This is a genomic window from Chryseobacterium sp. L12 (assembly GCF_056133985.1).
The window spans coordinates 63,158-85,039 of sequence record NZ_JBVYOF010000016.1 but is presented as its reverse complement, the minus strand read 5'-3'; the positions used below and the strand labels follow the sequence as shown (position 1 = coordinate 85,039).

At 39.0% G+C, this 21,882-nt stretch carries 21 protein-coding genes and 1 pseudogene; 13 read left to right on the top strand and 9 right to left on the bottom strand.

Features of this window, described 5'->3' with window-relative positions:
* From AC0NBN_RS10055 to AC0NBN_RS10045, 3 genes and pseudogenes are all read right to left on the bottom strand, one after another.
* Positions 1–681 (bottom strand): annotated as a pseudogene (locus AC0NBN_RS10055) (TraG family conjugative transposon ATPase); the annotation flags it as partial.
* On the bottom strand, positions 678–1,007 hold the full coding sequence (locus AC0NBN_RS10050) for a DUF4133 domain-containing protein (RefSeq protein WP_047098912.1): 330 nt from the start codon (positions 1,005–1,007) through the stop codon (positions 678–680). The pseudogene AC0NBN_RS10055 and the gene AC0NBN_RS10050, both read right to left, overlap by 4 nt.
* An 11-nt stretch (positions 1,008–1,018) precedes the next feature.
* Positions 1,019–1,324 (bottom strand): DUF4134 domain-containing protein, encoded by a 306-nt coding sequence (locus AC0NBN_RS10045; protein ID WP_002979435.1) that lies wholly within the window; start codon positions 1,322–1,324, stop codon positions 1,019–1,021.
* A 257-nt stretch (positions 1,325–1,581) separates the two neighbouring features.
* Here AC0NBN_RS10045 and AC0NBN_RS10040 point away from each other — a divergent pair, with 257 nt between their 5' ends.
* Genes AC0NBN_RS10040 through AC0NBN_RS10020 form a run of 5 tightly spaced genes read left to right on the top strand, consistent with a single transcriptional unit; the run spans position 1,582 to position 5,566 of the window.
* The gene (locus tag AC0NBN_RS10040) at positions 1,582–1,797 is read left to right on the top strand and encodes a helix-turn-helix domain-containing protein (protein ID WP_228457783.1); all 216 of its coding nucleotides are present in this window, start codon (positions 1,582–1,584) and stop codon (positions 1,795–1,797) included.
* 37 nt (positions 1,798–1,834) lie between these two features.
* The gene (locus tag AC0NBN_RS10035) at positions 1,835–2,701 is read left to right on the top strand and encodes a hypothetical protein (protein ID WP_228457784.1); all 867 of its coding nucleotides are present in this window, start codon (positions 1,835–1,837) and stop codon (positions 2,699–2,701) included.
* Positions 2,698–2,988 (top strand): hypothetical protein, encoded by a 291-nt coding sequence (locus tag AC0NBN_RS10030; protein WP_047098915.1) that lies wholly within the window; start codon positions 2,698–2,700, stop codon positions 2,986–2,988. The genes AC0NBN_RS10035 and AC0NBN_RS10030 overlap by 4 nt, the downstream gene beginning before the upstream one ends.
* Positions 2,978–4,753: a DUF2326 domain-containing protein gene (locus AC0NBN_RS10025; RefSeq protein ID WP_047098916.1), complete on the top strand. Its 1,776-nt coding sequence runs from the start codon at positions 2,978–2,980 to the stop codon at positions 4,751–4,753. Before AC0NBN_RS10030 ends, AC0NBN_RS10025 begins: the two co-directional genes overlap by 11 nt.
* Positions 4,754–5,566 carry a hypothetical protein gene (locus tag AC0NBN_RS10020; protein WP_047098917.1) on the top strand — a complete coding sequence of 271 codons (813 nt, stop codon included), beginning with the start codon at positions 4,754–4,756 and terminating at the stop codon, positions 5,564–5,566.
* A gap of 16 nt (positions 5,567–5,582) precedes the next feature.
* On the opposite strand, the gene AC0NBN_RS10015 is transcribed toward AC0NBN_RS10020, so the two are convergent.
* From AC0NBN_RS10015 to AC0NBN_RS10005, 3 genes are read right to left on the bottom strand one after another with little or no spacing between them, the layout of a single operon-like run.
* Positions 5,583–6,218 carry a hypothetical protein gene (locus AC0NBN_RS10015; protein WP_047098918.1) on the bottom strand — a complete coding sequence of 212 codons (636 nt, stop codon included), beginning with the start codon at positions 6,216–6,218 and terminating at the stop codon, positions 5,583–5,585.
* 11 nt (positions 6,219–6,229) lie between these two features.
* Complete coding sequence (locus AC0NBN_RS10010) at positions 6,230–6,679, bottom strand: DUF3408 domain-containing protein (RefSeq protein ID WP_047098919.1); 450 nt, start codon at positions 6,677–6,679, stop codon at positions 6,230–6,232.
* A 4-nt stretch (positions 6,680–6,683) separates the two neighbouring features.
* Positions 6,684–7,451, bottom strand: a complete 768-nt coding sequence (locus AC0NBN_RS10005) for a ParA family protein (RefSeq protein ID WP_047098920.1) — start codon at positions 7,449–7,451, stop codon at positions 6,684–6,686.
* 764 nt (positions 7,452–8,215) lie between these two features.
* On the opposite strand from AC0NBN_RS10005, the gene mobA reads away from it, so the two are divergent.
* Together mobA and mobB are read left to right on the top strand one after the other, a co-directional pair.
* Complete coding sequence (gene mobA / locus AC0NBN_RS10000; protein ID WP_047098921.1) at positions 8,216–8,653, top strand: conjugal transfer protein MobA; 438 nt, start codon at positions 8,216–8,218, stop codon at positions 8,651–8,653.
* Between the two features lie 2 nt (positions 8,654–8,655).
* A complete protein-coding gene (mobB, locus tag AC0NBN_RS09995) occupies positions 8,656–9,939 on the top strand; it encodes a conjugal transfer protein MobB (protein WP_047098922.1) in 1,284 nt (427 codons plus the stop codon).
* A 1-nt stretch (position 9,940) separates the two neighbouring features.
* Here mobB and AC0NBN_RS09990 read toward each other — a convergent pair whose 3' ends face one another.
* Genes AC0NBN_RS09990 through nhaA form a run of 3 tightly spaced genes read right to left on the bottom strand, consistent with a single transcriptional unit; the run spans position 9,941 to position 13,467 of the window.
* Complete coding sequence (locus AC0NBN_RS09990; protein ID WP_047098923.1) at positions 9,941–11,245, bottom strand: DUF389 domain-containing protein; 1,305 nt, start codon at positions 11,243–11,245, stop codon at positions 9,941–9,943.
* A 14-nt stretch (positions 11,246–11,259) separates the two neighbouring features.
* A complete protein-coding gene (locus AC0NBN_RS09985; protein WP_047098924.1) occupies positions 11,260–12,126 on the bottom strand; it encodes an ion transporter in 867 nt (288 codons plus the stop codon).
* 9 nt (positions 12,127–12,135) lie between these two features.
* Complete coding sequence (gene nhaA, locus AC0NBN_RS09980) at positions 12,136–13,467, bottom strand: Na+/H+ antiporter NhaA (protein WP_047098925.1); 1,332 nt, start codon at positions 13,465–13,467, stop codon at positions 12,136–12,138.
* A 207-nt stretch (positions 13,468–13,674) separates the two neighbouring features.
* Between nhaA and mobC the strand changes: the two genes are divergently transcribed.
* From mobC to AC0NBN_RS09950, 6 genes are all read left to right on the top strand, one after another.
* A complete protein-coding gene (gene mobC, locus AC0NBN_RS09975) occupies positions 13,675–15,675 on the top strand; it encodes a conjugal transfer protein MobC (RefSeq protein WP_160812516.1) in 2,001 nt (666 codons plus the stop codon).
* Between the two features lie 234 nt (positions 15,676–15,909).
* Entirely contained in the window at positions 15,910–16,755 is an 846-nt protein-coding gene (locus AC0NBN_RS09970) for a helix-turn-helix domain-containing protein (RefSeq protein WP_002978209.1), read from the top strand.
* A 149-nt stretch (positions 16,756–16,904) separates the two neighbouring features.
* The gene (locus tag AC0NBN_RS09965; protein WP_047094731.1) at positions 16,905–17,549 is read left to right on the top strand and encodes an HdeD family acid-resistance protein; all 645 of its coding nucleotides are present in this window, start codon (positions 16,905–16,907) and stop codon (positions 17,547–17,549) included.
* A 195-nt stretch (positions 17,550–17,744) separates the two neighbouring features.
* Positions 17,745–19,055, top strand: a complete 1,311-nt coding sequence (locus AC0NBN_RS09960; protein WP_002978205.1) for a TolC family protein — start codon at positions 17,745–17,747, stop codon at positions 19,053–19,055.
* Positions 19,056–19,082: 27 nt separating this feature from the next.
* Complete coding sequence (locus AC0NBN_RS09955; protein WP_052769095.1) at positions 19,083–20,243, top strand: HlyD family secretion protein; 1,161 nt, start codon at positions 19,083–19,085, stop codon at positions 20,241–20,243.
* A gap of 7 nt (positions 20,244–20,250) precedes the next feature.
* Entirely contained in the window at positions 20,251–21,795 is a 1,545-nt protein-coding gene (locus AC0NBN_RS09950) for an efflux MFS transporter permease (protein WP_047094732.1), read from the top strand.
* Positions 21,796–21,882 lie beyond the last annotated feature (87 nt).

Below are 21,882 nucleotides of genomic sequence, written 5' to 3'. Positions count from 1 at the left end.
TGTTTGGTAGCAGTGGTGCGGGCTCACGCTTGTGTTTCCGATACGGACTTCTTCCGTTCCGAGTGCGATTGCCTGCATCGGTGTTCCTCTTGCCCTTGACAGGGTGAGCTACTGTTCCAACAATCCCTGTTTTTCGCCCGTTCCGATGCTTCCATCTTCGGTCAGTCGTTTCAGGGTTACAAAACCGCTATCGTTCACGATACGCTCAAACTGGGCGACCGCCTCCATAAAGCGTTGTATCGTTTCTTTATTCCTGATTTCCTTTGGTATCAGTGTGCCTTTGCAAAGCGAACTGAAGTTGCTTTGCATCCGCATTCTTTCCTTAGTAGTCTTCGTTAAGAATAGGTAACAATAGTGGTTCAGGAACGGTCGCTCGTTGAAATGGCGTTGATAAGACTTCGATAAAAAACTTTGGTCTTCGATTGCCAAATCGGGCGCATAGCTTTCCTTGATGTACCAATCCTGTTTGTGAATGACCGTAAAATCAGGCAGAGTTTTGATAGCCTTGTGCCAGGCGGAGTGAATGGCTTCGTATTCCGCAGAAGCTACTGTGAACAGTTCCGGCAAACGCACTTCAAAGCAGGCGGTAATGTCCGCATCTTTGGAAAGGATGCAGTTGTACTCTACTGCCAACAACGGAAATTTAATTTCCAGTGTGGTGGTCTTTGCTACATTTCTCATACGGCATTCTGTTTAGGCGTGAATTTTAAATAGCGGTGTACAGGCTTGCGGCAGATGATGTAGCGGGGATGCCTTTTATTGGCTGCGATTTTCATCAATCCGTGTTCGCCGTATTTTCGGTTCAGCGAAAAGGTTTGCCATACAATGAGCGAAGCTCCGCCTGCTCCGAGAAACAGGCAGAAGTAAGAGTTTATGCCTGCCATATACAGTATCATCACGAGGATAAGTGTACCGAGCAGCCCGCCTGCGAAAATGAAGAGGTACTGTGCTTTCAGTCCTTTAAATTCCACCGTTCTGCCGATGCCTTTGTTGATGTTGTAATTCATAAGGCAAAGTATTAAAGGAAGAATGAACGCAGGATAGTTGCAGCTACAATCAAGAAGATACACGCACCAAACCACGAAGCTGCGGTCTTGCTCGTGTCGGGGTCGCCGGAACTGAACTTGTTGTACACTTTAACGCCCCCGATTAACCCGACTACCGCACCGATGGCGTAGATTAATTGCGTTGCGGGGTCGAAATAAGAGGTTACCATTTGGGTAGCCTCGTTGATACCCGCCGAGCCGTTTCCCTGTGCGAACGCACCAATTCCTGACAGCATCGCCACGGCTGCCAGCAAAACTTTTTTTCTTTGTTTTTCCATAATTGAAACACATTAATTTGTTACTGTTTATCCCGCACCTTGCGAGCTTTCGGGACAAATGTCTTATGGAAAAAGAGGCGTTACCGTAAAGTGGCAGTCAGAGGAAGTGTTTGGCTGTGAGTGGCTTTGTTGATGCGGACTTCCAGAACGGAACTACAAATGATGGGATGCTTTTATTACAATTTACAGTTGGTTCAATGCAACTTTTAAATTACATTTGCATATTCATAATAAAGTCAATTTTAATCCTTTTTGAGATGAAAATATCAGGCAGACATATTGGAGAAATGCTGAAGGAAGCCAGAGAAAAAAGACAGCTAACTCAAGAACAATTAGCCCAAAAAGTGGGTAAGAAAAGGAGTTACATTTCTAAGGTTGAAACTGATTATGGCAATAATATCAAACTTCAAACCCTTAAAGAGATAGTAGAAAAGGGATTTGACGGTACGGTTAAAATTAACTTGGAACTCTGATTTGTATATGGATAAATTATTGAAGAACGCTTTTAAAATGCAAATTCAATCCAAAGAAGGATTTGAGTTCGAAGAATTTATTGATGAACTGTTTCTTTTGAAATATGGCGTTGATAACTATACGCCAATCAGAAGGAATAAGGATAAAGGCAATGACGGTACTATTTTACCCGAACAAAAAATATTGGCTTGTTACGCACCAAGAAAATATAACAAAACTGATTTTGAAACAAAAGTTTTAGGAGGAGCAAAAAAAGAAGGAGATTTTGAAAAATATCAGAAAAACTGGAAAGACAAATTTGCAAATTGGGAAATGTATGTAAATCACGAGGTATCACCAGAGCAATTTACCTTAATTCAGTCTTTGGATGGCAATACTTCGATAAGGGGCATAGACCAAATCCTTTCTATTGTTGATGAACTTGTATCAAGTAAAAAAAGAAAACTCGCCGCCTATTTGGGGATTGAAAACTTTTTTATACAGGACTATATTCAGGAAATCATCAATGATTTATTGAACGCTTCAAACGAAGAAGATAAGGCTCTGCATTTCGACAGGAAAACATTGGTTCCTCCCCAAAGGAAAATCGAACTCAACTTTGAGCAGGAAGATTGGGACGGGATGAACTCGGAAATGGTATTGGTTATGGCGGAGTTTAATACGATTACTAATATACTTTCGGGTTATAATGATGATGAGATTAATACCCTAAAAAGAAGGGTTATAAATGATTACAATAAACTTTCAGGAAATTTCAAGGAGAGATTATATAATCTGACCGACCAATATACAACGGCATATGGAAACATTAAAGATGATGAATATGTAAAATGCGTAAAATCTATATTGCTGTATATGTTTGAACAGTGTTTAATAGGCAGAAAAACAGAAAATGAACTATGATATTACCGCAGCCCGAAAGCAATCTTAAAACCAACCTTATGGTATTGGGAGCAGATATTATAAGTATTATGGATAGTTCCCCTTTTAAAAACAAATACGTCATCGTAGATGATATAATGAATAAGTTTTTAAACAGGGACAAAGACAGAACACCCGACCTTTTCCTGTATGCTTTAACCTTTTTGCATACGATTGGCAGTATTGAGAAAAAAGGCTATAAAATTAAATTGGTAAAGAAAGAAAACCAAGAAGAAAATCAAACAAGTTTATTTGACAATGTTAATTAGAATATATTCAGAAACCAACTTAATAGATGCTGTTCCATTTCACAATGGAATAAACATCATATTAGGTAAATATTCAGAAGATAAAGAAGCCAGAGGAATTAATGGTATTGGTAAGTCTACGTTAGTAAGGCTTGTTGATTTTACTTTATTAAGCGGTAAGGCAGAAAAAAGATTTAGTCAAAAAAAATATGACTTTCTAAGAGATGAAGAACATACGATTACTTTAGAATTTGAAATACAGGGACAAAAGTATTTCATTAAAAGAAGCTTTGCTGATACCAAGAAAATCTTTTTCGGTAAACGAGCTGATGCGCTTGATGAATATGAAAAATCAGAAATGCCCAAGGTTATGGAAGGGATATTTTTCCCAACTGAAAATAACGAAGTGTTCTTTGAGGGAAAGAGATATGGAACATTAATGGAGTTTTTTGTTAAGGATGATTTGCAAAGCCAGCAAAGAGCTGACCCTTTAAATTTTGTTTCATATAACGCTAATGCAAGAGAAAAGGCATTGTATAATTTTTATTTGTTAAATCTCCCGACAAAAACACTTTTAAAATATAACGAGGTTTCTTCTGAATACGAAAGGTATAATAACACTGTGAAATCATTGTCTGAAAAAGTCAAAGCAGATACAGGTAAAGACATTCAGGAGTTTAGAACCGAGCGTTTAAAAATTGAAAAAGATATTATAGCACTCGAAAATAGTCTGAAGGAGTATAATTTTCTTGCCAATCACAAAGAGATAGAGCAAAAACTAAATCAGGTTATATCTGAAATTAATGAGCAATCTATAATCTATCACGGTACAAACCGTAAATTAGAAAAACTTAAATCCTCGTACAATGATGTAGCCTCCATCGACCTGGACAAAATTCGTAAACTCTACAATGAAACTGTTGCGACTTTTGGAAACTTTGTAAAAAGAAGTTTGGATGAAGTTATTGATTTTAAGAAACAACTTTTAGCTAATAGGAATAAATATCTATTGGAAGAAGAAAAGAAGTTACAATCATCAATAGACCTAAGTCTAAAACAACTTGAAAAATTAGAGAAGAACAGAAGCCAATTATTTTCCTTGTTAAAAGAAAGAGGAGCATTGGATAGAATTGAAAGTACCTATGAAAGATTAGTGAATGAAAAAACACTTTTAGAACGAAACACTTCCATTGTTAGAGAAATTGATGAAATCGAAGAAATATTAGGGAACTCTAATATTGTTATTGCTGAATTAAAAAGAGATATTGTTAGTGAGTTAAATAAGCATCAAACCTATCTTGATGAGTTGAGATTATTATTTCAGCAAATTCTTGAAAATGCTATTTATTTGGATGAAGAATTTGATAATTCTTACTTCAATATCACGTTAAACTCTACTTCGCCAAGAAACCAGTTGCCTTTTAAAATCAGTTTGGAAATTCCCAAAGCAGATGCTTTAGGACAAGAGCGTTTAAAAATTGTATCGTATGATTTAATGGTATTCTTAAAAAGCAGGATTGACAAACGGAATATTCCGGATTTTCTTGTACACGATGGTGTATTTCACGCTATATCTTACAAAACAATATCCAATGTCTTGAACTATATGTATCACAAATCAAACGAACTGCATAACTTTCAATATATCCTTACTTTCAATGAAGATGAAATTGATTTAAACGGGGATGAAAATAAGTTTGGCAAGTTTGATTTTGACTGGTCTAAACAAGTAATTGCTGAATTTTCAGATACCGAACAGAAAACAATTTTTAAACGTTTTTTTTAGATGGCGAATTATCAATTACCCCCTTTAAAAGATGAAAGGTTATTTGAGGAACTCACTTGTGATTTATTCAATTTTGTAGAGAATACCTCTTCATATATGAATACAGACTTTCAGACTTTTGGCGTGAAAGGACAAAATCAGAAAGGTATTGACATCTTTTCTTCTAAAAGCAAAACGGTAATTCAGTGCAAATTGAAAAGCATTGGCAGAAAAGACGAAACTATCAGGAAAAATCTAATTCAGGATATAAATGCAGACTTAGAAAAAGCAAGGGATTTAGCAATTGATTTTGACAAATTTGTTTTTGCTTCTACATTTCGTGACGATGCTCAAATACAGGAATACCTAAATCAAATTAAAAGAGAACAAGGACTGCCATTTCATTTGTATTATTGGGGATGGGATACCATAACAAAATATATTGAGCAATCAGAGGCTTTACTGCATAAATATTTTCCAAAGTTTGTAAAAAAGTCTAAGCCTGTAAAGCCAAAAATTGAATTACCGGACGGAGCATTGGGAAAAGAGCTTCCCAAGAAAAACTATATTGACTATTTAAAAAAACGCTATGGCGATTGGAAACAGATTGAATTAAATAAAAAAGGAGAAAAATTTAATTGGGCTGCTTTCACCATTTCATTATCCAAAAGATATAAAGCATCAGGTATGAATTATATTGATGTTCGACACTTTGATGATTTGGCATCATATCTAAAAAGCAGGATTGATGGTACAATAATGGGAAAAGTGAACAAGTCTAAAGGAATAAAAAACTATTCTGTGTTTGAAGAGTTCTCGGAAACTGAAATATAAAAAGACAAAGGGAAGTCTAAACAAACTCCCCAATGTCAAAATCACCCAAATCACTTTTCCGCAAGGTGGAAGAACCGTCGTCGCTTTCAGATGAAAGTGTGCTATCCAAAAGCTCGGCAATTTTTCGGGAAGCACCCTCAATGGAATTTTCCAGTAAGCTGAATAATTCGGTTCCCTGTAATTTCTGAACTATGGCTACCGCTGTTTCCTTTTGAGCCTGTTCCAAATTCTCTTTTTGGAGCAATGCCCCTACGGAGCTTAGTTCGTCGTAGGTAACCCCTTGGGCAAAACCGTTATCGCCACCGGATATTCCGTACCTGTTCCATTCTTCTTCCTCTTCTTCCAAATCAGGCATATTGCTGAAAACTTCGTCCAGTTCTTCCTGCGGAATTTGAATGCTGACGTTTTCGTTTTCGTCGTATTCGATGTCTAAATTATCAGGGTTTATCTCCGGTTCCGCTATTTGGCTTTCATTGGCAGTGTTTGGCACTGAAAGGCTTCTTACTGGCTTGGGCTGCCCCATAATATCGGGCAGGTTCGGGTTAACTTTTTCCTGTGTGGGCTTTTGCTCCGACCTTTTATGAATGACAATCTTATCCTGCAAAAGCAGTACAATGATTATCAGTAGGCAAATCACAATTACTATTTCCATAATCAGATGCTTTAAAAAATGGGTTTAAACTTTTCATTGAAATCATCGGTAATGGCTTTTTCAAACATCTCAAAATGATGCTCCAGTATGTTATCGAGATAAGCATACAGGGGTATGGCATCTTTACCGATGACCTGTACAATACGGGAAAGCCGTTCGTGATATTCCTGCCGGATATAAATGCTTTTATCGCCCCGTTTTGTCATCGAATGGGTTTTCAAAAAGTGTTCGCCGTAGCTTCCGTCAAGGTTTTTCTTTGTGCGGTTTCTTTCCCGTTGTGCGGGTTTGCTTTGTGATAATTCTTCCTGCTGCACCTCGTCTTTTACCGCTTCCTTTACCTGCTCTTCGGCAGGTTCAGGCGGTAACTGCAAACCGTCCTTTTTAATGCCGTCCACCATCAGGTTCATCATCATTTCTTCGTTAATGTCCGGCGTGACTTTTTTCTTATTGTCTTTTTCCATAGCACTACAATTGAATGATGTTTAAAAATTCGCTGATGAACAGGTCTAACTGGCAGGCTTTCATCAAACGCTCATCGGGTGGCATTACGGTAGAACGGAAAACCGTTTTGCTGTCCGCTTCGCTTTCCTTGCGAAAACGGGTGCTGTTCTTGATTTGGCTTTGCATCAGGCTTAACCCCAGTTGCGCGATAAGCTGATTGTACACGTCATATAAGGGTGTGCTTTCCCTACCGTCCACCTGGTTCCAAAACAGGTTAATGCTTTGTATGGAAGTTTCGCCCTTTTTCATAATCACGTCCTGTAAAAGCTGCGTAAAGATGAGCGTACTTTCCATTACCACACGGTCTGCCGTGATAGGCGTAAATATGTGGTGCATTCCCGCCAATGCTTTCAGTATGCCGGGCGTGTTCACGGTTCCCGGCAGGTCGAAGAACAGCACATCAAGCGGAACGGGAGAACTGTTTACAAATTCGTGCGCCGCATCGAGTACGCTATCCGCTTTGTGCTGCATAATGGGATAGGCTTTTTTGTTGATGGTGGTAAACTGCTTATACGCCAGTTTTTTCAACGCCTCATTTTCCATTACCATTGCCAAATCACGGGTTTTCATTTTCATCAAGCTGTGCTGCGGAAAATCCGCATCAAATACGGCTACGTTGTAGCCCAACCGATAGTGCATCGTGCTTGCAACAAGCGTGGTAAATGTGCTTTTGCCAACACCGCCTTTTTGAGAAGAAAAGGCGACAAACAGAGGTTTCTTTTTTGTGTCCATATTTTTAAAATTTAAAGTTTACATCTTGCTGTTTTCAGTCTTGCAGGCTTGCACCCGTGCAGTCCTGATTTCGTGCTGTCTTTCTTGCAGGATAGCTATCAGACTTGCCTGCGGGAATTGCTGATTACCTGCTTGCCTGCCGTACAGCAGCAATGCTTTCATTCAGGCATCTTATCAGGCGGGATTGCGTTCTTGCATTCGTTTCGTTCGTCATTCCATCCGTCACTCAGGCGTGATTGTCTGATAGCAGGCTGTCACGCTTTCCGTCATTCCTGCGCTCTTGCTTTCTTGCATTCCTGCAATCTTGCTGGCAGGATAACCTGCCATCTTGAATGTGTGCCGTCAGCTCGTCCTGAAGCACGGGCAGTCTGCCTGCCTGCCAACATTCAGGGGCAAAGAACTCATCAAATTCAATCGGTTGTATAGCGGTGGCAGTGTTTGGCGTTCAGAGGCGGCATTTGGCACTGTGGTACAGTGCAACGCTATCGTAAACAGGGCTTTACTTTGTATTGTGATTTTTATTAACGGATTTATGCAAAAGGATTTTGACAAATCAGGAGGTAACGGGAACGGCAACGAGCCGTTTTTCCCTGTTACATTCAATCCGTCCCGCAGGGCGGATTTTTGTGTTCACCGGAACACGGCAAGTTGTGTTTTGAGGCACTCGAAACCGAGTTCGTGCCTCAAAACAACTTGCCCTTTGCAGGGGGCAGAAAACACCTTCCGAAGTCAGGGTTTTGTATGGATTTTAAAATGGATTTGTGATGAACGAGAACAGTTACAGAAAACAGAATAAGGGCGGACGGACACCCAAAACAGACCCAAGCATCCATCGCCACGTTTTCCGTCTTACGGACGAAGAAAACGCCAAACTTTTGTCGCTTTTTGAAGCATCGGGAATGCCCAATAAAGCAAAGTTTATCATCTCCCTGCTGTTCAGTAAGGAAATGAAGTCAGTTAAGATTGACAAAGGAACAGTTGATTTCTATATGCGATTGACTTCGTTTCACAGTCAATTTCGCTCCGTAGGTGTGAACTATAATCAGGTTGCGAAGCTACTGTACAAGCATTTTTCCGAGAAAAAAGCCGCTGCATTCCTTTACAAACTGGAAAAACAAACGGCTGAAATGGCGATGCTCTGCCAAAAAATCATTCAGCTTACTGAAGAATTTGAGGAAAAACATCTGAAAAAACAGCGTTAGAAATGATAGCAAAAATCGGAAGAAGTGAAAATCTGTACGGTGCATTGGCGTATAATAATCTGAAAGTGGAGAAAGAAAACGGACAAATTCTGTTTACCAATAAGATAATCGAAACGCCAAACGGAGCATATACCGTTTCTCAATTAACCCAATCTTTTGAGCCGTACCTCATCGCAAATCGCAATACGCAATATCACACCTTGCATATTTCGCTCAATCCCGACCCGAAAGATAAGGTAAGCGATGACCAATACAGGGAAATGGCGGAAGAATATATGCGGGAAATGGGTTACGGCGAACAGCCTTTTGTAGTCTTCAAACACACGGATATTGACCGCAGTCATATCCATATTGTATCGGTCTGCGTGGACGAACAGGGCGTAAAGATTTCGGATAAATTTGAGAAAATACGGTCAATGAATGTGTGCCGTGAGTTGGAAAGAAAACACGGTTTGATACCCGCAACAGATAAGGAACGTAACCAAACAGACAAGGTTTTCCGTCCCGTGGATTATCGGGCAGGCGATATAAAAAGTCAGATTGCATCGGTCATTCGACACCTGCCGAACTACTATCAGTACCAAACTTTGGGAGAGTATAACGCTTTGCTTTCCCTGTTCAACATTACCGCCGAGAAAATCGAGGGCGAATTGCAGGGAAAGATGCAGCAGGGCTTATTATATATTCCGCTAAATGAAAAAGGCGAAAGAGCCGGACATCCGTTCAAGGCTTCGCTTTTTGGAAAGAACGCAGGGCTTCCGGCTTTGGAATTGCATTTTGCGAAATGCAAAACGGCTTTGAAAGATAGCCCGACCAAACAGACCCTAAAATCTGCCGTTACCATTGCCCTGCAATCCACAAACAACGAACAGGCTTTTAAAAAGCAATTAGGAGAACAGGGTATTAATGTTGTAGTGCGAAGAAACGATGCAGGACGTATATACGGAATGACCTTTATCGACCACAATTCCAAAATCGTATGGAACGGTTCACGTTTAAGCAAGGAACTTTCCGCCAATACCTTTAATGATTATTGGAACAATAACATCAAACCCGATATTAAAGAACCTGCCGTATCACAACCAAAACTATCCACATCAAATGATGCGGATCTTCCTGCGGAAGAACCACACCATTTGTTCGACTTTTTACATACTGAAAAACACGAAGACGGTTTGATTGAAGCATTGGGCGGTTTATTGCCCGAAGCACAGGGCGAAGATTACGAGGAACAAGATTTTGCCAATAAAATGAAGAAGAAAAGAAAGCGTGTCAAAAGAAGATAATTTATAAAAACTCATCTTGCACCAATAAAACTTCCTGACTGCTTAACCGTTCATTCAGCCATTGTTTTATTTTGTCTTTATCTTCATTTTTGAGTTTCTTACCCGCATTGTACAATACCAAGAACTGAACTTTTGTGCTATCGGTATTCGGATATTTTTCAATTTTTCCCAATTTGATATTCTTAAAATCGGGAAAAAGTATGTTCATTTCTTTTACAAGATTTGGTTCGCTGACTTTGTATTTATCCAACTCTTGTCGTAAATTATTGATGGTTACATCTTTCTCGGAAACAGAAGCATTCTGCTTGTTTATTTCACTCAATATTTCGGATTTGATGTCTTCCTCGTTCTGCCGGAAACTCAATACGGTATTATGAATACCTTTTTCGTCAAGCAGGCGATTATACATTGCTATTTCATCTTTGCCCAACTTCTTATTCAGGAAAGCGATGTCCACCGTTCGGGGACTGGCATTATAGTTCAGTTTTTTATAAATCACTGTAAAGCCTCTGCTACTGAACTCTGAATTGATGAAGTCTTCAACGGTATTGGTAAATTTTTTCTCGTTGAAAAGGTTATAGGCTAAATAAAAGCTCGGAACTATCATTATCATCACCAATGTGGTAATTCCTAACCGTATTTGTTTTTCAAAGCGTTTGCCTTTAAAGCTCGTAGCGGGATATTTCAAATATTTAACCACAAAAAAAGTGGCGATACAAATGAAAAAGCAGTTAATGATATATAGATAAAACGCTCCTGCAAAATAGGATAGATTAAATGTCGCCAGTCCGTAACCTGCCGTACATAAAGGCGGCATCAAAGCCGTAGCGATGGCTACCCCCGGAATGGGATTACCTTTCTCCACCCGTGTAATGGCAATCACGCCGACCAATCCACCAAAAAAAGCAATCAATACGTCATAAATATTGGGAGAAGTTCTTGCCAATAGTTCTGATTGTACATCTTTGAAAGGGCTAAGATAAAAATAGACGGCGGATACCATCAGGCTTACTGCGGTAGCAATCAATAAATTCTTCATTGATTTTTTGAGCAGTATAAAATCATAAGTTCCCAACGCAAAACCTGCACCTACAATTGGTCCCATTAATGGCGAAATCAGCATCGCTCCGATAATTACGGCAGTCGAATTTACATTTAGCCCGATAGAGGCGATGATAATGGCACAAGCCAAAATCCACAGGTTTGAGCCACGGAAAGAGATGTTGGCTGTTACGTTTTCGAGTACTTTGTTTTTTTCTTCCTCTCCGTTATGAAGATTGATAAAGTCAAATATTTTATTGCTCATAAGAATTGTTAAGTTTAGGAATTGAGATAATGCCCGCAACTGTAACAATATTTGGCATCATCCCGATGACCTTCCTTATTGCAATGAGCACACACTATACCGTTCAATTTGTTATGTTCTTTTTCCTTGCCGATGGATTTTCTTACCTCTTTTGCAATCTCTACACCTACAATTCCGGTAGGCACAGCGATGATACCATAACCGGTAACCATTAGTAGCATTGACAAAAACTGCCCCAAAGCGGTAGTCGGCACCATATCGCCATAGCCTACGGTGGTCAGCGTAACAATAGTGTAAAACACGCTTTTGGGGATACTTGTAAAACCGTTTTGAGGTCCTTCAACGTAATACATCAATGTACCAATCAATACGGCAATGATTAATACGGTGTAAAGAAATACCATTATTTTGGCTCTGCTTGCCATCAGTGCCACTTTAAGTCTTGCAGACTCCTCAACAAATTCAATCAACCGGAGCACCCTGAACAGTCGGAGTAATCTTAAAATCCTGAAACTACTTAAAATATGACTGCCCTTGATAAAGACAGAAAGGAACATTGGCAATATAGAAAGCAAATCAATGATACCGTAAAAGCTGAATATATATTTTAACGGTTTTTTACTTACAAAAATCCGTAACGCATATTCCAACGTAAAGATGATGGTAAAAATCCATTCTAAAACGATGAGTTCCCTGTGGTAAGTATGGTCGATACCTTCGACCGTTTCTGCCATTATGGTAAAAACGCTTAGCAAGATAGCTATGAGCAAGCCTACGTCAAAAGCCTTTCCAGCAGGAGTATTCACACCATATATGATGATATACATTTTCTGACGGAATAGGTCAAGTTTACTCTTGGGATTGTCAAAATAGTTCGGCATAAGCAAGTTTTAGTTTTTCTTACTTTGTTTGCTCAATACCATATAACCCAATACACCGCCAATAAGAGAGGCTATAAAAATACCAACCTTTGCCTGTACCTTGTATTCTTCGTGTGTGAATGCCAATTCGGTTACAAATAAGGACATCGTAAACCCGATAGATGCCAGCAGTCCTAATCCCAAAAGGTTTTTCATATTCATACCATCGGGAAATGGGGCTATCTTCAATTTTGCACAAAGCCAAGTGAAACCTACTACGCCTATAACTTTACCCAGCAATAAACCCAACGCTACACCGGTAGCTACATTGGTGCTGAACAGCTCATCAACATCAATATCCAATACAGAAACACCTGCATTGGCTAAGGCAAAAATGGGAATGATAATAAAGGTTACAAAAGGGTGCATTGCGTGTTCCAGCTTCTGCAATGGCGGAATGGCGTGGTTTGTATCTGCATTTACATTTTCGAGAATGTGAAGTTGCTCATTGGTCAACGTAGGGACTTTATTATTGGGGTCTGCACTTGCAAACCTTCCCAAATGTTTTTTTATTCTTTCAATGAAAACATCTTCCTTTATTTTCACATCAGCAGGTATGGTAAATGCCGCAAGAACAGAGGCTATGGTTGCGTGAACACCGGACAATAGGAACGCTGTCCAAACACCGCCAATACCCAAGATTGCATAGAATATAATGCTCCTTACACCCATTTTGTTGCCAATGTACATTGCTAACAGAAAAAGCAAACCGATAGCCAAATTCATCATCGAAATATCGGAAGTGTAGAAAAAAGCAATAACCAATACCGCTCCCAAATCATCAACAATAGCCAATGCTGTTAAAAAAACTTTTAACGCCAGAGGTATACGATTGCCCAAAAGATAGAGAATACCCAAAGCAAAAGCAATATCCGTTGCCATAGGAATACCCCAACCGCTTTGCACTTCGCCTGTCGGGTTTAAGCCGAAATAAATAAGGGCAGGCACAAGCATTCCGCCTATTGCGGCGGCAATAGGGAGCAACGCTTTTCTCGGGTTGGATAGTTCTCCGGCTACAATTTCCCGCTTCAATTCCAATCCCACCACAAAAAAGAAAATTGCCATCAGCCCATCGTTTATCCAATGGTGGAAACTGTATTCCAGATAGGTACTTCCGTTAAACTGAAAACCTAATTTCTGTTCAAAAAAATGGTGGTATTCGTGATACCAGGGCGAATTGGCTAAAAATAAAGCAATAATTACACTGATACCTAATATTAATCCGCCGGATTTTTCCTGTTGTATAAATCTCTGGATAGGTGTAACCACCCTGTCAATAGGAGCTTTCTTGATTTCGTTCATTTCAATTTCGTTATACGGCTGTAAAAGACTTGGAAAGCAAGTCTTCCGATAAAATAAAAGCACAAATTTACAAAAAACCATACGATTACAGGCATATTATCGACACAATTCAGCCAAACACCGCCACGCACTGCCAATGCCTGCCACAATCTTATAGCCAAGCTATACAGCCCATAAATTCACGCCCGAACATTAAAACTTAAAATAATGCAGGAAGAAGACGATTTAAGAGGGCTTGCCAAGATAATGGCATTTATGCGGGCAGTGAGTATTCTATTGGTACTGATGCACCTTTATTGGTTTTGCTACGGTTTCTTTTTGGAACGTGGCTGGACATTGGAAATAATCAACAAAATATTAGGGAATTTTCAGCGAACGGCAGGGCTGTTTTCGCATACCCTATATACCAAAGCCTTTGCTTTGGTTTTGTTGGCTTTGAGCTGTTTGGGAACAAAGGGCGTAAAGAATGAAAAAATAACGTGGACTAAAATCTACGTGGCGTTGGGCGTTGGTTTTGTGCTGTTCTTTCTGAATACGCCTTTATTAAAGCTACCTCCGGTAATCGGTACATTTCTCTATATCCTTACCATTTCGTTAGGATATATCGCCTTGCTAATGGCAGGTGTTTGGATGAGCCGATTGCTCCGTACCAACCTGATGGACGACGTTTTCAACAACGAAAATGAAAGTTTTCAGCAGGAAACAAGGTTGATGCAAAATGAATATTCTGTCAATCTACCCACGAAGTTTTACTACAAAAACAAATGGAATGACGGTTGGATAAACGTAGTCAATCCTTTTCGGGCAACGATTGTGCTGGGAACACCCGGTTCCGGTAAATCTTATGCTATCGTAAACAACTATATCAAGCAACAGATTGAGAAAGGTTTCAGTATGTATATATACGACTTCAAATTCGACGACCTTTCCACGATTGCTTACAATCATCTACTGAAGAACAGGGATAAATACAAAGTTCAGCCGAAATTTTACGTGATAAACTTTGACGACCCACGCAAGAGCCACCGTTGCAATCCACTTAATCCCGATTTTATGACGGACATTTCGGATGCCTACGAAGCGGCTTATACCATAATGTTGAACCTCAACAGGTCGTGGATACAGAAGCAAGGGGATTTCTTCGTGGAAAGCCCGATTATTCTATTGGCAGCCATTATTTGGTATCTGAAAATCTATGATAACGGCAAATATTGTACATTCCCACACGCCATAGAATTACTAAATAAAAAGTATTCAGACGTATTCACGATTTTAACCTCCTATCCCGATTTGGAAAATTACTTATCGCCTTTTATGGATGCGTGGCAAGGCGGAGCACAAGACCAATTACAGGGACAAATCGCATCGGCTAAAATTCCATTGTCAAGAATGATTAGCCCGCAGTTGTATTGGGTTATGACAGGCGATGATTTTTCGCTGGACATCAATAACCCAAAAGAGCCGAAAATTTTGTGTGTGGGCAACAATCCCGACCGCCAAAATATCTACTCCGCAGCTTTGGGTTTATACAATTCGAGGATTGTAAAACTGATTAATAAAAAGGGACAGCTAAAGAGTTCCGTTATCATAGATGAGTTGCCTACGATTTACTTCAGGGGACTGGATAACCTTATCGCAACGGCGAGAAGTAATAAAGTGGCTGTATGCTTGGGCTTTCAGGACTTTTCGCAATTAACACGTGATTACGGCGACAAAGAGAGCAAGGTTATTCAGAATACCGTAGGTAATGTTTTCTCCGGTCAGGTTGTTGGAGAAACCGCAAAGAGCCTGTCAGAACGCTTCGGGAAAGTATTGCAGAAACGCCAAAGTATGACTATTAACCGTAACGATAAATCAACTTCTATTTCTACGCAATTAGACAGCCTTATTCCGGCTTCCAAAATTTCAACCTTAACACAGGGGATGTTTGTCGGTTCTGTATCGGATAACTTCGATGAACGTATCGAGCAAAAAATATTTCACGCAGAAATCGTGGTAGATAATGAAAGAGTTTCCGCAGAAACCAAAGCATATCAAAATATACCGCAGATTTTATCTTTTGTAGATGAGCAGGGCGAGGATAAAATGAAACAGGAGATTGAAAGCAATTACCGTCAGATAAAATCGCACATTCTGCATATCGTTGAAAATGAAATGGAGCGTATCAAGAACGACCCGAACTTACAGCATTTGGTGCAGGAGGGATAGTTTATTAATCAAACAAGACCATTCGGGATACGTTGTTTGATTAATAAGCCATCATCATAGAATATAGTTTTGTGAATACTAAATTAAAGCCTTTCGGGGCTAAATTTGTATACTTTTTTTACTTTTGTATTTTATACTCAGCGATTATTCGATTTTACCTTAAACCTTTAAAATTTATTTTTTATATTTTTACGGTAACGCTCAATATCTGATTAACTTAACAACAACCATTGGATGATAAGTGTATTTACAGAACGTGCATTATTACGGAAAGTGAAAGTAGGGGACTCTTTTAGCCCCCAAAAGACTACTATTGTTATCATTGAAAAGGGAAGCATCAGCATCAAATCCAATGAGTTGATACATCACTACAAAAAAGGAAATTTGGGTATGATAATACCCAATAATGTATATAAGGTAAATGCCTTTACAGATGATGTGAAAGCATATTTTATTTTAATAGACAGGGATGAGCTAAACAATAAAACTTCTTTTGCTTTCAATAAATATGAAATGCAGCAAGCACTTCGCAGCAGTAACAATAATATTGAGAAAGTTTCAGATAATGCTTTTGCTCATATACTCAACTTATGTGAACAGCTTTTTTATTATAATCAGGAAGAAAAAGAAATCACGTTTAGCCAGCAGATAAAGCTGTCTTTATTCACATCGCTGGTGTATATTTTGGTGGGAGACTTTTTACAGGGAAAAGGAAAGGACATAAACATTCTTGAAAATTCAAGAAAAGAAAGCATCACGATGAAGTTCCTGCAATTGGTAAGCATAAATTTCATGAAAGAAAAAGAGCTTAAATTCTATGCCGACAAATTGTTGATTTCTTCCAAATACCTTTCCAATACCGTCAGGGAAATAACCAATCAGCCACCGTCCAAATTTATTACCGAAGCATTGCTGAACAATGCAAAAATCCTGCTGCTCAATTCCGACAACTCTATTAAAGAAATATCCAACGAGCTTGATTTTTCTGACCAATACGCATTTGGCAAATTCTTTAAGAAGCACACAGGACTTAGCCCCTCTAATTTCAAGAAAACGAATAAATTAGTCGATGCCATTTAGCATCGAACACACCCTTTCCTTTAATAGTAGTATTTAGTCTGTGCAGATACTGTTTGAACCTCTTTTTAGGCATTATAAACCTTTACTGAAAGTCCTGCAAACCCGAACTTTGCATCAGTATTAAAATTTACATCTTAAAAAGACAGTCTATGGCAATATTTTTTAAAACAATCCGAAACACCATAAAGCATTGGTATGTACCTGCTATCATCGGGGCATTATTTATTGTATTGGGCGGTTATCTGTTTACAGTCCCTGAATCTGCTTATCTTTCATTGGTTATGCTTTTCAGTATATCGTTTTTGGCAAGCGGCATTATGGAAATTTTCTTTTCCGTACAAAACAAGGACGAGTTAGACGGTTGGGGCTGGTATTTGGCAAGTGGAATATTCACACTGCTGATAGGTGTCATATTGATAACCAAACCAGTCGTTGCAGCTACCACATTGCCATTTTTTATTGGGTTCAGCTTATTGTTCCGGTCATTTCAGGGGCTTGGTTTCGCTTTTGAGCTGAAAAACTATGGCGTGTTGCGTTGGGGAAATCTGGCAATTGTAAGCGTACTCGGTATCATCCTTTCATTTTTATTGATTGTCAATCCAATCTTTGCCGGAATCTCTTTAGTGGTAATGACAGCTTTGTCTTTCATATTTGCAGGTATTGCAAGTATTGTATTAGCGTTTCAACTGAAAAAACTGAAAACATTTCCTGAAAGAATCAACAAAGAACTAAAGGAGAAAATTGAACATCTAAAAGAAGAATACTATAAAAATATCCAATCCGAGGATAAATAGAAAATAGTTGCACATTTATCCTTAAATGGTATGCAAGGGCAGTCTTTTGTGGGCTGCCTTTTTTATTGGTATGTTTCGGAAAGCATTAGCAACATACCGTTTGAACCTCTTTTTGTGAATTACTAACCTTTTATGAAGACCCTTTCATTCAGAACTTTGCCAAGTAATATTTAAGTAATTAATGACAAGTTCAAAATGAAAAAAATCACTATGCTATTGTTAGGGCTTTTTGTTTTTTCGCAAACAATCTATGCCCAGCAAGGTCAAGAAAGAACGATAACCATTAAAGAGTTATTTGAGCTGACCAAAGAAAATCATCCGAATCTGAAAGTTTCCAAAACAGATATTGCCATAGCAAAGCAAGATGTAGAAGTTGCTAAAAACGCACAACTCCCTACTTTGAATGCGGCTTTGCAAGGATATTATCTTGGGGATGCCCACATTATTGATAAGGATTTTTCCAATTCCACAAGAGTAGATATGCCACATTTCGGCAATACTTTTTCGATAGATGCCAGTCAGTTGATATGGAAAGGCGGAATGGTAAAAAATGGTATCAAAGCCCAATCTTTGAAAGAAGAATTAACAGAGCTGAATTATCAGTCGAACGAACAAAGCATCAAACTTTTGGTGTTGGGCTACTATCTGGATTTGTATCAACTACTGAACCAAAAATCAGTATATCAGCAGAATATCCAATTGGCGGAACAACGCTTGCAAAACATCAATAAGTTTTATAATCAGGGAATGGTTACGAGAAATGATGTTATCCGCGGCGAACTGCAATTGTCTAATCTTAAACTTGCTTTACAGGTCGTAGAAAATAACCGTCAAATTCTCAATAAACAGCTTACCACCGCTTTGGGATTGTCCGAAAATACACAGATTGTGCCCGACGAAACCATACTTAGCAATGTTCCTAAAGCTTTATTGATGGAAGATTACAGAGCATTCGCACAAAATCATCCAACCATATTGATGACAAAAAAGGCAGTTGATATTTATGAAACCTCCGAAAAGATAACCCGTGCAGAAATGATGCCTTCGTTATCTGCATTTGCAGGAAATCAGCTGGCACGTCCGATTACTACATCAACGCCTGCTCTGGATATGTACACTAACGGATGGAGTGCCGGACTTTCACTGAATTTTAATATTGACGCACTGTACAAAACCCCTAAAAAAATCAAACAGGTGCGTTTTGAAAAAGACAAAGCCATTGCACAGGCAAACGAAGCTGAACAGATGATTGACGTTGCTGTAAATGCCGCTTACATTAAATACAATGAAGCCGTTACTCAGAACAATACACTTGAAACAAACAAAGAACTATCCGATGAAAATTATCGCATTATGAACAGTAAATACAACAACCAGTTGGCTATTTTATTAGATTTGATTGATGCAAGTAATCAGAAATTAGACGCAGAGTTACAGTTTGCTAATTCGGAAATAAGCATCGTTTATGCGTACTACAAATTATTAAAAGAAAGCGGAAATTTATAATAAATTGATAAACTTAAAGATAAAACAATGTCAGAAAATATAGAAAACAACAATCAGGAAAACACACCGCAACCGACTGGACAATCTGCGGAAAAGCAAAAGGTAAACAAGCAGAAAACCAAACAAAAAAAGACCAAAATCATCAATATTTTGATACTCATTTTGGTTTTGGGCGGACTTTATTTTGTGGTAAAATCCTATTTCAATGTCGGGAACGACAAATACACCAATGCCGCACAGGTAGAATCGTTCATCAACCCGATAAATACAAGGGTTTCGGCTTATATCACTGAAATCCGTTTTGTGGAACATCAATATGTGAAAAAAGGTGATACATTATTGATATTGGACGACCGTGAAATACAAACTCAATTAGGACAGGCCGAAGCTGCTTATATGTCGGCTTTGGCTTCTAAAAACGCAACATCCAGTTCGGTAAAAACAGCGACCAACAATGTAAATACCGTTGGAGCAAATGTGCAGGCAGCAAAAGCGAATATAGAAGCTACGAAAGCAAGACTGTGGAATGCGGAACAGAATTTTAATCGTTACAAAAACCTCTTGGCAGACGAAGCAGTAACCCGTCAGCAATTTGACCAGATAAAGACTGATTTCGAGGCACAAAAAGCCCAGTTGGAAGCCCAGATTTCGCAATATCAATCCGTGATTAATTCTAAAACTACGAGCGAATTATCAGTAAACGAAGTACAATCGCGATTGGGAATGAACGATGCTGACATCAAACGAACGCAGAGTGCTTTGGATATGGCAAAACTGAACCTTTCTTATACCGTTATCACAGCTCCCCACGATGGCATTATGGGAAGAAGAACAGTCAATGTAGGGCAGTTGTTAAACCCAAGCCAACAGGTTGGAACTATCGTGGACATCAATAACATTTGGGTAACGGCTAATTACCGTGAAAAACAAATGGGCAACGTACAGATAGGCGGTTTGGCAAAAATACAGGTAGATGCACTGGGCGGTAAAGAATTTGAGGGAAAAATAACCGCTGTATCAGGTGCAACAGGTGCGAGATATGCCGCTGTTCCGGTGGATAACTCAACAGGAAATTTTGTGAAAGTGCAACAGCGTATTCCGGTACGTATTGAATTTACAGATAAGAATAAACCCGAAGACTTGAAATTGCTTCGTGCAGGAATGAATGTAGAAGTGAACTTAAAATAACAGGAAGATGTACAATAAAGGTCCATTTGCAAGCTGGGTTCCCAAACCTTTGATGCTGTTGCTGATTTTGACGATATTATTCTCGATGATGACCGTTTCCGGAGTATATACAAGTGTCATTACGGATATTACGGGAGCAATGGCTACCTATACGGAATATATCTCGCTTGCCAATAACGCAGGTACAATTGGTATGGGCTGCGCCATAATGATACTGATGCGTGTCAAGATGCGTTTCCGTACCAAAGAAATCATTTCAGTGTCGGCTATTATCCTTGCTATATTATCATATATGTGCGGTACTACAGATAGTCCTGTTGTTCTGATAAGTTGCAGTTTTCTCATAGGTTTTTTCAAGATGTTTCCGCTGATAGAAATGGTATTACCCATTATGTTCATCATTGCTCCGACAGGAGACCGTGGAAAATTCTATGCTGTATTCTACCCCTTGTCCATTGGATTTGGGCAGCTTTCGGCTTATTATTTTTCTACAATGGTGTTCAATGGTAGCTGGCAGACACCTTATATGTTTATGTCCGCTACGATGCTTGTAATTGCGGCAGTATCGCTTATTTTTCAACATAACCAACGATTTGGTTTCAAAATGCCACTGTATCAGATAGACTGGCTGTCACTTGTTTTGATAGCAACCTCCTTTATGTCGCTTAATTACTTTTTTGTGTTTATGAAACAACAGGGGTGGTTTATTTCGCCTTACATTACGGGTTCATTGATTTTCGGAGTGGTTCTTTTTGTAGCATTGATATACAGGCAGAAATCGCTCAAACGAAAGATGATTGATTTCGGAGCATTTAAAAAGAAAAATGTTATCCACGCTACCATATTATTGTTCTTTCTCGGGCTATATCTGGCAAGCACATCGGTATATACACAATATACAGTTGGTGTATTAGGGTATAATAACCTGATTAACGCACATATCAATCTTTGGATGATACCCGGTATCGTCATTGCGGGAATATTGGCATTTTTCGGTTTTAAAAATAAATGGTACATCAAGTATTATATCGCTTTTGGATTTGTGTGTTTTGCTCTGCATACATTAAGTCTTTACCTGATTATACAACCGCAGATGGACATCCGCTACCTCGAATATGCGACGGTACTGAAAGGATTGGGAATGGGCATCCTGTTCATTGGGTTATGGTTTTACGCTACCCTCAACCTGCAAATGAATGAAATGATGGGAATAATGGTTATATTAATTGTGGTAAGGTCTTTTCTGGCTACCTCATTAGGCAGTGCAATTATCGGATGGGCAACTTATCAGTCACAGTGGCAAAGTCTGAACGACATTTCGATGTATCTCGATGCCGGGGAAATTCCGAACGGAATGGCAATATACCAAAACATCAGCCTCAATGCGTTAATGGCTTCCGGGAAAATCGTATTGGGAACATTAACCTGGCTGATTGTCCCTATACTGATATTTATTGCTACACATTCTTACGGAAGTTTCCACTACAAACGGGTGGTGCTGTTCCGCAAAGCGATACGGGGAAATTCAATCAAAGGTTATCGTTTATCTTAATACAAATTATTATGAAATGAAGCATAAGAAAATATTCATTTCCATACCCAAAACAATGAATATTTTCTTATGCGAAATTCCATCTGA

Excerpts from the sequence above, each read along its gene's own strand:
- AC0NBN_RS10050 (WP_047098912.1), bottom strand. The coding sequence starts at position 1,007 with ATGAATTACAACATCAACAAAGGCATCGGCAGAACGGTGGAATTTAAA.
- AC0NBN_RS10045 (WP_002979435.1), bottom strand. The coding sequence starts at position 1,324 with ATGGAAAAACAAAGAAAAAAAGTTTTGCTGGCAGCCGTGGCGATGCTG.
- AC0NBN_RS10040 (WP_228457783.1), top strand. The coding sequence starts at position 1,582 with ATGAAAATATCAGGCAGACATATTGGAGAAATGCTGAAGGAAGCCAGA.
- AC0NBN_RS10035 (WP_228457784.1), top strand. The coding sequence starts at position 1,835 with ATGCAAATTCAATCCAAAGAAGGATTTGAGTTCGAAGAATTTATTGAT.
- AC0NBN_RS10030 (WP_047098915.1), top strand. The coding sequence starts at position 2,698 with ATGATATTACCGCAGCCCGAAAGCAATCTTAAAACCAACCTTATGGTA.
- AC0NBN_RS10025 (WP_047098916.1), top strand. The coding sequence starts at position 2,978 with ATGTTAATTAGAATATATTCAGAAACCAACTTAATAGATGCTGTTCCA.
- AC0NBN_RS10020 (WP_047098917.1), top strand. The coding sequence starts at position 4,754 with ATGGCGAATTATCAATTACCCCCTTTAAAAGATGAAAGGTTATTTGAG.
- AC0NBN_RS10015 (WP_047098918.1), bottom strand. The coding sequence starts at position 6,218 with ATGGAAATAGTAATTGTGATTTGCCTACTGATAATCATTGTACTGCTT.
- AC0NBN_RS10010 (WP_047098919.1), bottom strand. The coding sequence starts at position 6,679 with ATGGAAAAAGACAATAAGAAAAAAGTCACGCCGGACATTAACGAAGAA.
- AC0NBN_RS10005 (WP_047098920.1), bottom strand. The coding sequence starts at position 7,451 with ATGGACACAAAAAAGAAACCTCTGTTTGTCGCCTTTTCTTCTCAAAAA.
- mobA (WP_047098921.1), top strand. The coding sequence starts at position 8,216 with ATGAACGAGAACAGTTACAGAAAACAGAATAAGGGCGGACGGACACCC.
- mobB (WP_047098922.1), top strand. The coding sequence starts at position 8,656 with ATGATAGCAAAAATCGGAAGAAGTGAAAATCTGTACGGTGCATTGGCG.
- AC0NBN_RS09990 (WP_047098923.1), bottom strand. The coding sequence starts at position 11,245 with ATGAGCAATAAAATATTTGACTTTATCAATCTTCATAACGGAGAGGAA.
- AC0NBN_RS09985 (WP_047098924.1), bottom strand. The coding sequence starts at position 12,126 with ATGCCGAACTATTTTGACAATCCCAAGAGTAAACTTGACCTATTCCGT.
- nhaA (WP_047098925.1), bottom strand. The coding sequence starts at position 13,467 with ATGAACGAAATCAAGAAAGCTCCTATTGACAGGGTGGTTACACCTATC.
- mobC (WP_160812516.1), top strand. The coding sequence starts at position 13,675 with ATGCAGGAAGAAGACGATTTAAGAGGGCTTGCCAAGATAATGGCATTT.
- AC0NBN_RS09970 (WP_002978209.1), top strand. The coding sequence starts at position 15,910 with ATGATAAGTGTATTTACAGAACGTGCATTATTACGGAAAGTGAAAGTA.
- AC0NBN_RS09965 (WP_047094731.1), top strand. The coding sequence starts at position 16,905 with ATGGCAATATTTTTTAAAACAATCCGAAACACCATAAAGCATTGGTAT.
- AC0NBN_RS09960 (WP_002978205.1), top strand. The coding sequence starts at position 17,745 with ATGAAAAAAATCACTATGCTATTGTTAGGGCTTTTTGTTTTTTCGCAA.
- AC0NBN_RS09955 (WP_052769095.1), top strand. The coding sequence starts at position 19,083 with ATGTCAGAAAATATAGAAAACAACAATCAGGAAAACACACCGCAACCG.
- AC0NBN_RS09950 (WP_047094732.1), top strand. The coding sequence starts at position 20,251 with ATGTACAATAAAGGTCCATTTGCAAGCTGGGTTCCCAAACCTTTGATG.